Genomic DNA, 13433 nt, shown 5'->3' on the forward strand with positions numbered 1-13433 from the left:
CCGACCCGGGGCCCGTCGGACGGAAGTCCGGCGGGCCCCGCGCGTTCCCCGGGTCCCGGCCCGGGTCCCGCGTCCCGCCTCCCGCGTCCCGGTCGGTCCGCGCGCGACCGCGGGGCGTACTGGCTAGGGTGACGAATCGGGGCAGAACGGAACCGTCCGCCGGAAACGAGAGGGTGGAGAGATGGCCGCGCTAGCAGAGGGCACCCCGTGCTGGGCCGATGCGATGTTCGCCGACCTGGAGGGCGCCAAGGCGTTCTACGGGGATGTCCTGGGCTGGACCTTCGGCGAGAGCAGCAGCGAGTACGGCAACTACACGCAGGCGTACTCCGGCGGCAAGGCGGTGGCCGCCATCGTCCCGCCGATGCCGGGCCAGGACGCGCCGCCCGCGGCCTGGTGCCTCTACCTGGCCTCGCCGGACGCCGCCGCCACCGCCGAGCGGATCAGTGCCAACGGCGGCGAGGTGATGATGGGCCCGCTGACGGTCGGCGACTTCGGCACGATGGTGATCGCCAAGGATCCGGGCGGCGTCGTCTTCGGGGTCTGGCAGGCCGGCACCCACGAGGGCTTCGAGAAGATCGGCGAGCCGGGCGGGTACGCCTGGGCCGAGGTGCTGACCCGCGAGTCGGAGAAGTCCGACGCGTTCTTCCCGGCCGTCTTCCCGTACGGCGCCAAGCGGATGGACGAGGACCAGGTCGACTACCGGCTGTTCCTGCTCGGCGAGGAGCCCGTGCTCGGCCGGATGCGGATGGGGCCGGACGAGCTCCCGCCCGGGGCGCCCTCGTACATCAGCGTGCTGTTCGCCGTCGACGACTGCGACGCGGCCCTCGCCCGGGCCGCCGGGCGCGGCGGCACGGTGCTGTTCGGTCCGATGGACAGCCCTTATGGCCGCTTCGCGGCGGTCGCCGACCCGCAGGGTGCACCGTTCGGCCTGATCGACCTGGCCCGGACCGAGGGCGAGGAGCCCACGATGGTGGACGTGGCCTGACCGCGGCGGGACCGGGCGCCGGGACCGCGGATCCTCGGGCGCCCCGACTCCTCGGACGGCGGCCCGGCACCCGGGGTTCGGAACCCCGGGCGCCGGGCCGCTCTCAGACCCGGGGGCCGGCCGCCGCGGTGCGCTCCGCCCTGGCCTCCAACCGGAGGACGTGGGAGAGCTCGATGCCGTCGATGACGCAGTTCAGGCCCTCGTCGAAGGCGCGGTCGCGGTCGTAGTCACCCTGGGCCTGGATCGCCGAGTACAGGCGCTGGAGGCGCGGGTGGCCGCTGGTCGCCTCGATGGCGAGGGGCAGCAGTCGGCGCACCCATTCGTGCTCGCCCTGGCCGTGCCGGGTGACCGTGGTCAGCCAGGCGGCCTCGCTGCTGGCCGTGCCGATGACGTACGCGAAGACGATGGTCATCGCCTCGCTGGCCTCCAGCAGCTCGAAGCCGTCCTCCTCCAGGATGGCGAGCATCGCCTCGGAGAGCCGCATCATGTTCGGCCCCAGGTAGGCCAGCCCGAGATCGCCGAGGACGTTGACCAGCCACGGGTGCCGCAGTGCGGTCTCGCGCATGGTCCGGGCGGTGTCGACCATCGCCGGACGCCAACCGGGTGCGGCGTCGGGGTCGGGCAGCCGCAGTTCGCCGAAGACCGTGTCCACGACGAGTTCGAGCAGCTCCTCCTTGTTCGCCACGTGGGTGTACATCGACGTGGCGCCCGCGTTCAGACGGGCTCCGAGTCGGCGCATGCTGAGGGCGTCGAGGCCCTCGGCATCGAGGATCGCGACCGCCTCGGCCACGATCTGCTCCCGGCTGAGAGCCGGTTGGTCCCGCCGCCGGGCCCGCTGGGGCCTGGTCCACACGGACGGGATCTGCTGGCTTTCGGCCGGCAAGGCGGCCTCCTCTCGGGTCCGGGCGCGCCCCGGAACACCACCATAGCCGCGCCCCGCACACCGTACGGCGCTCCGTACACCGTGCGCATGAACCGAACGCCGTGCGCTTTACGTACAGTGTGCGCGCTCCGTACAGTGTGCGGAGCGCGCACACCGTTCAACGTGGGGACGGGGTTCGGTGTGCCCGCACAGCGTGCGTGCGTCACGGGGGTGCGCACAGCGCGCGGTCAGCGGGGCAGCGGCAACGGCGGCAGATCGTCCAGGTGGTCGTCGGGTGCCAGCGTGCTGCCCTGCCCGAACGCGGTGGCGAACGCCGCTGCACCCAGGGCTTCGACGGCCCGTGCGGTGATGCGGTCGACGTCGCCGCGTTCGGCCTGCGGGAGCGGTGAGCCGACCGACTCCCGGACGGCACTCGCCGTACCGAGCAACCGGGCCGCCTGTTCGGCGGACCCGGGGTCCGCGGTGCTTCCGGTGCTCCCGGAGCCCGCGGAGGGTCCGGGGCTCGCGGCGCCTCCGGAGGTTGTGGGGCCTCCGTAGAGCGACTGGGCCCCGGCCAAACCCTCCAGCGCGAGCGCGACCGCCCGGGGGTCACCCGTCCGGCGGGCCGCGGCCAGCCCTTCCAAGTGCCACGACCGGGCCCGGTCGGCGTCGCCGCGCTGTTCCGCGCCGAAGCCGAGCTCGGCGAGCACCAGGGCGGCCCCGGAGTCCACGCCCTGCCGGCGGTTCCAGTCCAGCCAGGGACGCAGGTGCGCCTCGGCGGTGTCGGGGTCGCCCGACCGCCGGGCACCCAGGGCGAGCCCGATCACGGCGAACTGCTCCGCGGGCCGGTGGGACTGCTCCGCGGCCAGCCGCCGGGCCCGCTCGTGGTGCTCCGCGGCGGCGGCGTACTCGCCGCGCAGCAGTGCGATCCGGCCCAGCCGCGACAGCCGGAACGAGACGTCCGTCCAGAGGTGGAGCTCCTCCGCCAGCCGCACGCCGTCCTGCTGAAGCCGGGCCGCCGCTGTGTAGTCGCCGGCGATCTCGGCCAGCACACCGAGCTGGTCGGCGGCCTGCAGCCGGCCCCAGCCGTCGCCGAGTTCGGCGAACCGGGCCGCGCTGTCCACGGCGTGCAGCCGCAGGCCGGCGAGGTCGCCCCGGTAGAGGGCCTGGGTGGCCAGGGTGCTCCGGGTGGCGGCGATGCCCCAGTGGTCGTCGGCGGCCCGGAACTCGGCGAGCAGGGCCTCGGTGCGGTCGGTCCGCGACAGCTCGGCGAAGCCGCAGCGGGCGAGCTCCAGGAACCAGCGGGCCCGGGCGTCCGCACCCTCCTGCCTCCAGTCGTCGGCGGTCCGGGCCTGCGCCTGCCCGCCGTCACCGGTCAGCAGCGCGAAGGCGGCCTGCCGGGCCAGCGCGCCGGCCCGGGCGGAGGAGGGCGCGGGGGCGGGTACGGGGGCGGGGGCGGGGGTCGTCGACCGGAGGGCCAGGTCGAACGCGCGCCGGGCCTCGTCGAGCCGTCCGCGCAGGAACCAGTACCAGGTCAGCGCGTTGACCAGGCGCAGCGCCCCTGCTCCACCCGCCGCACCGTCACCCGCCGCCGCAGGTCCGCAGTCGGCGCGGGCGGAGGTGTCGGCGGAGTCGGAGGTGTCGGGGGAGTCGGGGGACTCGGTGGTGCCGCCGCCTCCCGTGCTCGCTGCGAGGGCGGCGCGCAGGTTGGCGCTCTCGGTGTCGAGCCGCCGCAGCCAGGAGCGCTGCTCGGGGCCCCACAGCAGGGGCTCCGCCCGTTCGGCCAGCGCGGTGAAGTGGGCGGCGTGCCGGCGGCGGGCGAGCCGCGACTCACCGGCCAGGTCGAGGCGCTCCAGGCTGTAGGCGGCGACCGACTCCAGCATCCGGTACCGGGCTCCGTCCGGGTCGTCCCGCATGGTGACCAGCGAGCGGTCCACCAGCCGGGTGAGCACGTCGAGCACGGTGTCACCGGGGACGTCCGGTGCCGCGCAGACCTCCTCGGCGGCGGCCAGGGTCCAGCCGCCGGCGAAGACCGACAGCCGCCGCAGGACGGTGCGCTCGGGGTCGGTCAGCAACTCCCAGCTCCAGTCGATCACCGCACGCAGGGTGCGCTGACGGGCGGGGGAGTCCCGGCGTCCGGCGTTGAGCAGGCGGAAGCGGTCGCCGAGGCGTTCGGCCAACTCGTGGACGCCCAGGGCGCGCACCCGGGCGGCGGCGAGTTCCAGGGCGAGCGGGATGCCGTCGAGGCGTTCGCAGATGCGGGCCACCGCGTCGGCGTTGGCGGGGCCGAGCGCGAAGCCGGGGGAGGCCGCCGCGGCCCGCGCGGCGAAGAGCCGGACGGCGTCGGACTCGGGCAGCGGCTCGACCGCGTGCAGCAGTTCGCCGGAGATCGCCAGCGGCTCCCGGCTGGTGGCCAGGATCCGCAGGTCGGGGGCGTGGCGCAGGAGCCGTTCGGCCAACTCGGCGACGGGCTCCACGAGGTGCTCGCAGTTGTCCAGGACGAGCAGCAGCCGGCGCGGGCCGAGCGCCTGGGCGAGCCGGTCGGCCGCCCGGCGCGGCGGCAGGTCGGCGACGGCGTGGTCGCGGATCCCCAGCGCCTCGGCGACGGCCGCGGCGACGTCGTCGACGCCGCCTGCACCCCTGCTTGCGCCCCTGTCGGCGTTGCGGCCCGCTCCCGCGTCGCGACCCGACTCGGCGGTCTCTGCGGCGAGTTCGACCAGCCAGACCCCGTCCGGGAAGGCGTCCGCAGCGGCTGCATCCGCAGCGGAGACGGCAGAGGGGGCGGAGACGGCGGAGGTGGAGGAGACGGCAGAGACGGCAGCGGCGGCGGCCGCCAGGGCGAGTCGGGTCTTGCCGACGCCGCCCGGCCCGGTGAGGGTCACCAGGCGTCCGGTGGCCAGCAGTTCGCCGATCCGGGCGACCTCCGTGCGGCGGCCGACCAGGTCGGTCGTCGCGGCCGGCAGGTTGCCGGACGTCGCCCGGGTCGCGGGGGTGGCGGCGGCCGGGGCGGGGGTCAGAGCGGGGTCCTGGCGGAGGATCGCCCGGTGCAGGGCGACGAGTTCGGGGCCGGGATCGAGGCCGAGCTCCTCGGCGAGGTGGTCGGTGAGTTCGCGGTAGCCGTCCAGCGCCTCGGTCTGGCGCCCGGCGCGGTAGAGCGCGCGCAGGTGCACCGCGCGGAGCCGTTCACGCAGCGGGTGCTGTCGGACGTGATCTCCCAACTCGTCGGCGAGCAACCGGTGTTCGCCGAGCTCCAGGCGTATGTCGGCGAGTTCCTCCAGGGCTGTCAGCCGCTGCTCGTCGAGGCGGGCGCCGACCGTCTCGGCGAAGGTCTCGTCGCGGAACTCGGCGAAGGCCGGCCCGCGCCAGAGCGCCAGGGCGTCCGACAGCAGGCGGGCCCGGCCGCGCGGGTCATCGGTCCGGCGGGCCCGTGCGGTGAGCTCGGTGAACCGGCCCGCGTCCACGGCCGGGTCCGGCACCTCCAGCAGGTAGCCGGCCGGACGGCGGGCCACCAGGGCGCGGCCGCCGGGCTCGCCCAGTTCCAGGGACCGGCGCAGCTGCGAGACCTTGGTCTGGAGCGTGTTGGCCGCATTGCCGGGCACCGCCTCGCCCCACAACTCGTCGACCAGGCGGTCGGCCGCGACAGGCTGCCCGTGGTGCGCCAGCAGGACGGCCAGCAGGGCGCGGACCTTCGGTTCGCGGACGGCGACCGGGGCCCCCTCGTCGGTACGGACCTGGAGCGGGCCCAACACTTCGAAGTGCATGACGCCACGTTAACCCCCGTGCGGACAGCGCCCGTGCGCGGCCGTGCGTGCACCGTCAGCGGCTCGTGCGCGGCCCCCGGCAGAGTCGTCCTCGTCACCAGGAACGGCCCCGCCGAACCGGCCGGACGGCCCCGACGAACCGAGGAAGCCCACCATGCCGAACACCCCGAGCACCGCCGACACTCCGAGCACCGCCGCCGCCCCGAGCACCGCTGCCACCCCGAGCACCGCCACCGCCGACACCCCGAGCACCGCCACCGCGGGCGCCCTGTTCTCCCGTGAGATCCAGCTGGCCGCCCGCCCGGTCGGCGAGCCCACAGCCGACACCTTCGAGCTGGTCCGCACCCGGGTGCCGGAGCCGGCCGAGGGCGAGATCGTCGTCCGCAACACCTGGATGTCGGTCGACCCGTACATGCGCGGCCGGATGGACGACGCGCCCTCCTACATCCCGCCGTTCGAGCTGGGCGCGGCGCTGGAGGGCAGCGCGGTCGGCACGGTCGTCGCCTCGCGCTCGGCGGCGGTGCCGGTCGGCGCGACCGTGTCGCACTTCCTCGGCTGGCGCGAGTACGCGGTGCTGCCGGCCGCCGCCGCGACCGTGGTGGACACCGACCTCGCCCCGGCGCAGGCGTACCTGGGGGCGCTGGGCACCACCGGACTGACCGCGTACGCGGCGCTGACCGAGATCGCCCCGGTGCGGGAGGGCGACACGGTGTTCGTCTCCGCGGCGGCGGGCGCGGTCGGCAGCGTCGCCGGGCAGCTGGCCCGCAGGCTGGGGGCGGCCCGGGTGATCGGTTCGGCCGGCGGACCGGTCAAGGCGGCGAAGCTGGTGGCGGACTTCGGGTACGACGCCGCGATCGACTACCGGGCCGGCGGCCTGGAGGAGCAGTTGGCCGAGGCCGCGCCGGGCGGCATCGACGTCTACCTGGACAGCGTGGGCGGGGACCACCTGCGGGCCGCCGTCGCCGCGATGCGCCCCGGCGGCCGGATCGCCCTGGTCGGCGCGATCAGCGGCTACAACGACACCGCCCCGGCGCCGGGGCCCGACAACCTGTTCCAGGCGGCGGCCAAGGAGCTGAGCCTGCGCGGCATGCTGGTCAGCAGCTGGTTCCACCTCTTCCCCGAGTGGATCGACCGCGCCGCGGGCTGGCTGGCCGACGGCTCGCTGCGCACCGAGCAGACCGTGTTCGAGGGCATCGACCGGGCGCCCGACGCCTTCCTCGGCGTGCTGCGCGGCGCGAACACCGGCAAGATGCTCGTCCGGCTGGAGGGCTGAGGGTCGTGGCACCGCACACCCTGCTGGTCGTCGCCCACCCGCGCGGCGACTCCCTGACCGCCGCGACCGCCCGGCACGCCCGCGAACGGCTGCTGGCCGTCGGCCACACCGTCGACCTGCTCGACCTGTACGCCGAGGGCTTCGACCCCCGCCTCGGCCCGGAGGACGAGCCGGACTGGACGGACCGGGAGAAGGAGTACTCGCCCGAGGTCCGCGCGCACATGGCGCGGATCGACGCGGCCGACGGCATCCTGGTGGTCTTCCCGGTCTGGTGGTTCGGGCTCCCCGCCGTCCTCAAGGGCTGGATCGACCGGGTCTGGAACTACGGCTTCGCGTACGGCCGCAGCCGGCCCCGGCTGGGCGGCAAGCGGATGCTCTGGCTCGGGCTGTCGAGCTACTCGCGCGAGCAGTACGCCGAGCTGGGCTGGAGCGAGGTGATGGACCGGCAGCTGCGGGTCGGGATCTCGGAGTTCTGCGGGATCCGGGACGTCTCGGTCGCCGTCGTCCACGACTCGCTGGGTGCCGGTGCCGGTGCCGGTGCCGGTGCCGCGGCCGTCGGAGCGGCGGACGCCGCGCTCGACGGGTTCCTCGACGCGGCGCCCGCCCGCTGAACGGCGCCTGCGGGCGGCCCGGCCGCCGGCTTCCGAACCGCCGCCCCCGGCCGCCGCCCCCGGCGCGCCCGCTGTCCGCCCCCGACCGCCGACCGATCGGCGGCCGGGGCGGATCCGCTCTGGACAGCCGGCCGCCCATGGGGTCAAATTGGATAGTCAAGCTATCCGCTTTACTCGGGGGAGTCCTCCATGCCGCTCGACCGCGCCCTGCCCCGCCGCGCCTGGCACCACCTCGAACCGCTGCACGCCGTGCTCTACTTCGCACCCGAGGCGGTGGCCGAGGCCGCCGCCCTCGGCCACCGCACCGACACCCGCTGGCCCGCCTACTTCGCCTGGCGCACCGCACCGCTGGGCGCGGCGAGCGCCGACCTGGCGGCGGCCGTCTGCTACAGCTTCAACCCGGCCGCCGTCGCCGAGCACGTCCCCGCGATCTGGGACACCGCCGGGCCCGCCGAGGTCCTGGCGGCCCGGCTGCGGGCCGTCGACGCCATCTGCCGGGCGCTCTTCGGCGACCTGCTGGCCTCGCCGGACCTCCGCGAACTCGTCGACCTGGCCCGCGGGGCCGCCGAGGCCGCGGACACCGCCGGTCGCCCGCTGGCCGCCGCCAACGCCGCACTGCCGTGGCCCGACGAACCGCACCTGGCGCTCTGGCAGGCCGTCACCGTCCTGCGCGAGCACCGCGGGGACGGCCACCTGGTCGCCCTGCAGGCGGCCGGCCTCGACCCGTGCGAGTCCCTGGTGTCGTTCGCCGCGATCGGGGCCGCGCCGGCCGAGAACTTCGCCTCCCGCGGCTGGATGGCGCAGCAGTGGTCCGCCGCCGCCGCGCGGTTGGCCGACCGCGGCTGGCTGGACGCCGAGGGCCGTGCCACCGACCTCGGACGGGCCGGCCGCAACGAGGTCGAGCGCCTCACCGACCAGCTCGCCGCAGGCCCCTGGGAGGCGCTCGGCGCCGAGCGCAGCGAACGCTTCATGACCCTCGCGCTGCCCTTCTTCCTCGCCGCCGTCCAGTCCGGCCTGCTGCCGGCCCGGAGCACCCTCGGGATCACCACCGTGCCGGCGCCGACCTGGTGAAACGCGGCTGGTGGGCCGCCGGCCCACCAGTCGCTCGCGCGCGGTGCGGTCGCGGCGGGGCGGGGGCAATTGACCCGTGATTCTGCTCGGGTATTGACCTCGATCGCCGGTCACTTGTCCACTAGATTGATCTTCATGAGCGAGCAGACGAACCCGCTGAAGACCTTCGCCCCGATCCTCACCCGCGCCGCCGACGCCGAGACCACCAGCGACCCGAGCAGCGTCATGACCCTGCTGGCCGACTCGGACACCACCGGCGGACAGCTCACCAGCTACCGCTCCTCCTTCGCCAAGGGCGCGGTCGGCGCCCCGGCCCACTTCCACACCCGGGCCTCGGAGATGTTCTTCGTCCTCGGCGGCTCCCTCCAGGTCCTCCTCGGCGAGGAGCTGACCGTCCTGGAGGCCGGCGACTTCCTGCTCGTCCCGCCGCACACCCCGCACGCGTTCGCCGCCGCCCCCGGTGCCGAGGCCGACGTCCTGTTCGCCTTCACCCCCGGCATGGCCCGCTTCGACTACCTCCGCCTCCTCGGCCGCGTCATGCGCGGCGAGGCCAGCCCGCAGGAGATCAAGGACTCCTCCGAGCGCTACGACAACCACTACGTCGACAGCCCGGTCTGGCAGCAGGCCCTGGCCCAGCGCGCCTGAGCCGGGTCCGGGGCCCCGGCCCGGGGCCATTGGCGGGTCCGGTGCGGGTCCGGTGCGGGCCAGGCGGAGGCGGCCGGGTCCGCACTACGGGCCGCCGAAGCGGGCCTGGGCGGACACGACGATGTCCCCGTACGCCGCCGCCCAGGCGCCCATCGCGCGGATCGGGCCGATCAGCGCGTGCCCGGCCTCGGTGAGGGCGTAGTCGACGCGCGGCGGCGCCTCCGCGTACCGGCGGCGCTCCACCAGGCCGTTCCGTTCGAGTCGTCGCAGCGCCTCGTTGAGCACCTTGGGGCTGATCCCCCCGATCCGGCCCAGCATCGCCCGGGGCCGCATCGGGCCGCCCTCGCCGAGGATGTAGACCACCACGCTGTCCCAGCGGTTGGCCAGCACCTCGAAGGCGATCCGGGCCCGGCAGTCCGCCGCGAACACGCCCCCCGCCATGTCGACGGGATCATCCACCCCGTCGACCGCCTCGTCCGGCTCTCCCATACCGACCTCCCATGCCGACCTCCCCTACCGACATCCTGCCCGCCCGATGCGTACCGGACGGTGTCCATCGGCTCCCCTAACGTCCGGAACACGGCATCCACGACGCGAACAGGAGCACGACGATGCGCATCGGCATTCTCGGAACGGGCGCCATGGCGGCAGCCCTGGGCGGGGCCTGGGTACGGGCCGGACACGACGTCCTGGTGGGCGGACGGGACACCGCAGCCGCCGCCCGGACGGCGGCCGGCGCCGGGGCCGCCGGACACGGCACCCTCGCAGACGCGGCACGCCACGGTGAAGCCGTGCTCGTCGCCGTCCCGGCCGGCACCGCGGCGGAGCTGGTCGCGGCCCTGGCCCCGGAGCTCGCCGGCCGGATCGTGCTCGACTGCACGGTCCCGATGGCACCCGGCGCGGGCGGGCCCTCGCCGACCACCACCGGCGGTACCGACTCGGTCGCCGCCCGGCTGGCCGCCGCCGCCCCCGCCGCGCAGGTCGCCAAGGTCTTCGGCATCTGCCACGAGAGCATCTGGACCCTGCCCCGACCGGCCTTCGAGGGGGCGCCGCTCGCGGTCCCGTTCTGCACGGACAGCCCGGCCGCCGCCGACCTGGTGGCCGACCTGGTCACCTCGATGGGCTGCACCCCGCTGCCCTGCGGCGGGCTCGACCGCGCGGCCGTCCTCGAAGCGGCCGCAGTCTTCGCGGTCGGCGTCTGGTGGTCCGGCGCCGAGGCCCGCCACGTCTTCCCCGCCCCCGCCCTCGCCCCCGGCGCGACCGACGACGTTCCGTAGCCCGCGCGTCCCGTAGCCCGCGCGTCCCGTAGCCCGCGTGTCCCGTAGCCCGCCGGGCGTCGCCGGCCCTGCCGGACGGCCGACCGGGCCTACCTCCGGCCGGGGAGATCCCCTCCGGCCGGTCGGTCGGCTCCGGAGGGACGTCCGGCAGGGCTCGGGACCCGGGCGGTCACCACCCCCGCCTCGTACGCGGCAATGACCAACTGCGCCCGGTCCCTGGCGCCGAGCTTGGCGAGGAGCCGGCCGATGTGGGTCTTCACCGTGCCCATGCTCAGCTGCAGGTGCTGCGCGATCTCCTGGTTGGCCAGCCCGCGGGCGATCAGCCCCAGCACCTCCCGTTCCCGCTCGGTCACCCCGGTCAGGGCGGGGCTGACCTGCGGGGAGGCCTCGGGGTGGCGGGTGAACCGCTCGATCAGCCGCCGCGTCAGGGACGGTGCCAGCAGGGAGTCGCCGGAGGCCACCGTACGGATGGCGGCCAGGACGTCCGCGGGCGGCGCGTCCTTGAGCAGGAAGCCCGCGGCCCCCGCTCGCAGCGCGCCGAAGACGTACTCGTCGAGGTCGAAGGTGGTCAGCATCAGCACCTGCACCCCGGCGGTCTCCGGGAGGGTGCAGATCCGCCGCGTCGCCTCGATGCCGTCCATGACCGGCATCCGGACGTCCATCAGCACCACGTCCGGGCGGTGCAGCCGGGCGAGTTCGACCGCCTCGGCGCCGTCCCCGGCCTCGCCGACCGCTGCGAGCCCGGGCTCGTTCTCGACGAGGATGCGGAAGCTGCCCCGCAGCAGCACCTGGTCGTCGACGACCAGGACGCGGATGGCGTCACCGTTCACCTGCTCCCCCTCACACGGTCGAGCGGCAGGCTCGCGGCGATCGCGAACCCCCCTTCAGGGCCCGGGCCGGCCCCGAACTCCCCGCTGTACATCATCACCCGCTCCCGCATGCCCACCAGGCCGTGGCCGCCGGCCCGGTCACCGCCGCCGGTCGGCGGTCCGCCGCGGCGGCCGTCGTCGGTGACCGCTATCCGCACCTCGTCCCGGTCCGCCTCGACGTCCACGCGGCAGTGGGCGGGCGCCGCGTGCTTGACCGCGTTGGTGAGACCCTCCTGGACGATCCGGTGGACGGCGAGGGCGATTCCCGCGGGCAGCGGCTCCGGCACCCGCACCGTCAAGTCCACGGACAGGCCGGCCTGTCGGGCCCGGTCCGCGAGGAGTGCGAGCCCGTCGAGGTCCGGCGCGGGGCCGAGCGCGGCGTCGGCCGGGCGGCCCGCGACATCGGCGCGCAGCACGCCGAGCGTGCGGCGCATCTCGGTCATCGCCGCGCGGCTCGTCTCCTCGATGATGCGCAGCGCGTCCAGCGCCTCCTGCGGGCGGGTGCGGGCGATGTGCCCGGCGACGCCCGCCCGGACCGTGATCAGGCTCAGGCTGTGCGACACGATGTCGTGCAACTCCCGGGCGATCCGCAGCCGTTCGTCGACGATGATCTGCTCGGTGCGGCGTGCGCTCCGCTCCTCGTCACGGGCCCGGCGCAGCCGTACCGCGAGGCCGGCGCCCCAACCGGCGCCCAGGACCACCCAGACGCCCGCGGTGACACCGATCGCCCCGCTCCAGGTCTCGGCGGGCGTGATCACCGCCTCCCCGGTCAGCACGGCGGCCGCCGACACGGCACCCGCCAGGGCCAGCACGGGTACGGAGCGGCGCGGCGGCGAGGCGAGTCCGACCAGGTACAGGGTCAGCCCCACGGCGGTCCAGGGCTCGCGCGTGATGTCGAGGAGCGTGGCGGTGGCGGCCGCGGCGAGCGCGGTCACGGCAGCGGGGACGGGCCGGCGCCGCCGTACCGCGACCGGCAGCCCGACCGCCGCGGCGACCAGCCAACCCGCCCACGCCGGCCCGGCGTAGGCGGGCTGGCCGTCGCTCCCGGTCATCCGGGCGAAACCCAGGTACGCGGCCACGACGAGCAGTGCCGCGGCCAGGTCGAGCGCGAGCAGGTGGCCGCCGTCCGACCGGCGCAGGAGACCCATGGCCCGACCGTACCCGGTCAACCCGCTTGCCCGAGAAGGGCCATCGCGGCGACCGCGGCGACGACGACGCCGGTCCAGCCCAGCGCCGCGGTCCGGCGCGGAGCCCGTCCGTCCCGCAGCACGGTGACGCCCAACGGGACGAGCGCGAGGCACAGCCCGCCCGCCGCCACGACCGACAGCGGCGTGGTGCCCTTGAGCACGCCGAGCGGCAGCGCGGCCGCCGCCGCGAGCGCGACGGCCCGGACCGGGCCGAGCACGCGCACCCGCCGGGCGCCGACCGCCAGCACGAGCCAACCGCCCATGACCGCGACGTTGAGAACGCTGAAGACGTGGAAGGCGCCGTAGGTCTCACCGACGAACCGGACGGCCTCCTCGGTGCCCTGCCGGTCGGCGAACCGGAAGGCCAGGTGGTCCACCCCGGCGTGGAACGTCCGGGCGAACAGGCCGAGCACCGCGAACACCCCGCCCCACAGCGCCAGTCCCGGCCGGCTCCGCCCGATCCGGGCCGCGAGCACGGCGATCCCCGGCCACAGCAGCACGGTGCCGGCGGCGAAGGCGCCGTAGGAGGCGGCGATCAGACGGGGGTGCTCGGCGCGGGCCGCGAGCTGTCCGGGGAAGAAGAAGTCGAACGGCAGGCGCAGCAGCACGCCGACGGTCAGCAGCAGCGGCCCGACCAGGAGCGAGACCCCGCCGACCCACCGGCCGGGGAAGGGCGCGTCCCCGGCCCACTCCACCGGCAGCCCGCGGACGCCCCGGTGCGCAGGCGGCGGGCCGGTCGGTGCGGCGGGTGCGGTGCGGGTGGGAGCGGTACTCCGGCTCGTCGTCATGCCCCCACGATCCCGGCGGGGACCCCGGCCCCGCATCGGAGCACGGTCCGGATTCCCGGATCGGCCCGGGGTCCGACCCGGACGCCGCCACCCGCCCCCGCATC

At 75.8% G+C, this 13433-nt stretch carries 12 protein-coding genes; 6 read left to right on the forward strand and 6 right to left on the reverse strand.

Going from position 1 to position 13433, the window contains the following annotated elements; all coding sequences use genetic code 11:
• Nucleotides 1-181 precede the first annotated feature (181 nt).
• Complete coding sequence (locus ACWGB8_RS13125) at nt 182-985, forward strand: VOC family protein (RefSeq protein ID WP_452213089.1); 804 nt, start codon at nt 182-184, stop codon at nt 983-985.
• Nucleotides 986-1088: 103 nt separating this feature from the next.
• On the opposite strand, the gene ACWGB8_RS13130 is transcribed toward ACWGB8_RS13125, so the two are convergent.
• A complete protein-coding gene (locus ACWGB8_RS13130) occupies nt 1089-1868 on the reverse strand; it encodes a TetR/AcrR family transcriptional regulator (protein WP_452213091.1) in 780 nt (259 codons plus the stop codon).
• Between the two features lie 227 nt (nt 1869-2095).
• The gene (locus ACWGB8_RS13135) at nt 2096-5608 is read right to left on the reverse strand and encodes a BTAD domain-containing putative transcriptional regulator (RefSeq protein WP_452213093.1); all 3513 of its coding nucleotides are present in this window, start codon (nt 5606-5608) and stop codon (nt 2096-2098) included.
• Nucleotides 5609-5762: 154 nt separating this feature from the next.
• Between ACWGB8_RS13135 and ACWGB8_RS13140 the strand changes: the two genes are divergently transcribed.
• The 4 genes from ACWGB8_RS13140 to ACWGB8_RS13155 all read left to right on the forward strand — a co-directional run bounded on the left by ACWGB8_RS13140 (nt 5763) and on the right by ACWGB8_RS13155 (nt 9208).
• Complete coding sequence (locus ACWGB8_RS13140; RefSeq protein WP_452213095.1) at nt 5763-6881, forward strand: NADP-dependent oxidoreductase; 1119 nt, start codon at nt 5763-5765, stop codon at nt 6879-6881.
• Nucleotides 6882-6886: 5 nt separating this feature from the next.
• Nucleotides 6887-7492, forward strand: coding sequence for an NAD(P)H oxidoreductase (locus tag ACWGB8_RS13145; protein ID WP_452213097.1), 606 nt, complete (start codon nt 6887-6889; stop codon nt 7490-7492).
• Between the two features lie 189 nt (nt 7493-7681).
• Nucleotides 7682-8563 (forward strand): SCO6745 family protein, encoded by an 882-nt coding sequence (locus ACWGB8_RS13150; RefSeq protein ID WP_452213099.1) that lies wholly within the window; start codon nt 7682-7684, stop codon nt 8561-8563.
• A gap of 135 nt (nt 8564-8698) precedes the next feature.
• The gene (locus ACWGB8_RS13155) at nt 8699-9208 is read left to right on the forward strand and encodes a cupin domain-containing protein (RefSeq protein ID WP_452213101.1); all 510 of its coding nucleotides are present in this window, start codon (nt 8699-8701) and stop codon (nt 9206-9208) included.
• A gap of 84 nt (nt 9209-9292) precedes the next feature.
• On the opposite strand, the gene ACWGB8_RS13160 is transcribed toward ACWGB8_RS13155, so the two are convergent.
• The gene (locus ACWGB8_RS13160; protein WP_452213150.1) at nt 9293-9649 is read right to left on the reverse strand and encodes a winged helix-turn-helix transcriptional regulator; all 357 of its coding nucleotides are present in this window, start codon (nt 9647-9649) and stop codon (nt 9293-9295) included.
• Between the two features lie 170 nt (nt 9650-9819).
• Between ACWGB8_RS13160 and ACWGB8_RS13165 the strand changes: the two genes are divergently transcribed.
• Nucleotides 9820-10485: an NADPH-dependent F420 reductase gene (locus ACWGB8_RS13165; RefSeq protein WP_452213103.1), complete on the forward strand. Its 666-nt coding sequence runs from the start codon at nt 9820-9822 to the stop codon at nt 10483-10485.
• Nucleotides 10486-10574: 89 nt separating this feature from the next.
• Here ACWGB8_RS13165 and ACWGB8_RS13170 read toward each other — a convergent pair whose 3' ends face one another.
• The 3 genes from ACWGB8_RS13170 to ACWGB8_RS13180 are packed head-to-tail and all read right to left on the reverse strand — an operon-like array spanning nt 10575 to nt 13329.
• Nucleotides 10575-11315, reverse strand: coding sequence for a response regulator (locus ACWGB8_RS13170; protein ID WP_452213105.1), 741 nt, complete (start codon nt 11313-11315; stop codon nt 10575-10577).
• Nucleotides 11312-12502, reverse strand: a complete 1191-nt coding sequence (locus ACWGB8_RS13175; RefSeq protein ID WP_452213107.1) for a sensor histidine kinase — start codon at nt 12500-12502, stop codon at nt 11312-11314. The genes ACWGB8_RS13170 and ACWGB8_RS13175 overlap by 4 nt, the downstream gene beginning before the upstream one ends.
• Nucleotides 12503-12519: 17 nt before the next feature.
• Nucleotides 12520-13329, reverse strand: a complete 810-nt coding sequence (locus ACWGB8_RS13180; protein WP_452213109.1) for a hypothetical protein — start codon at nt 13327-13329, stop codon at nt 12520-12522.
• Nucleotides 13330-13433 lie beyond the last annotated feature (104 nt).

Source organism: Kitasatospora sp. NPDC054939, assembly GCF_053610105.1.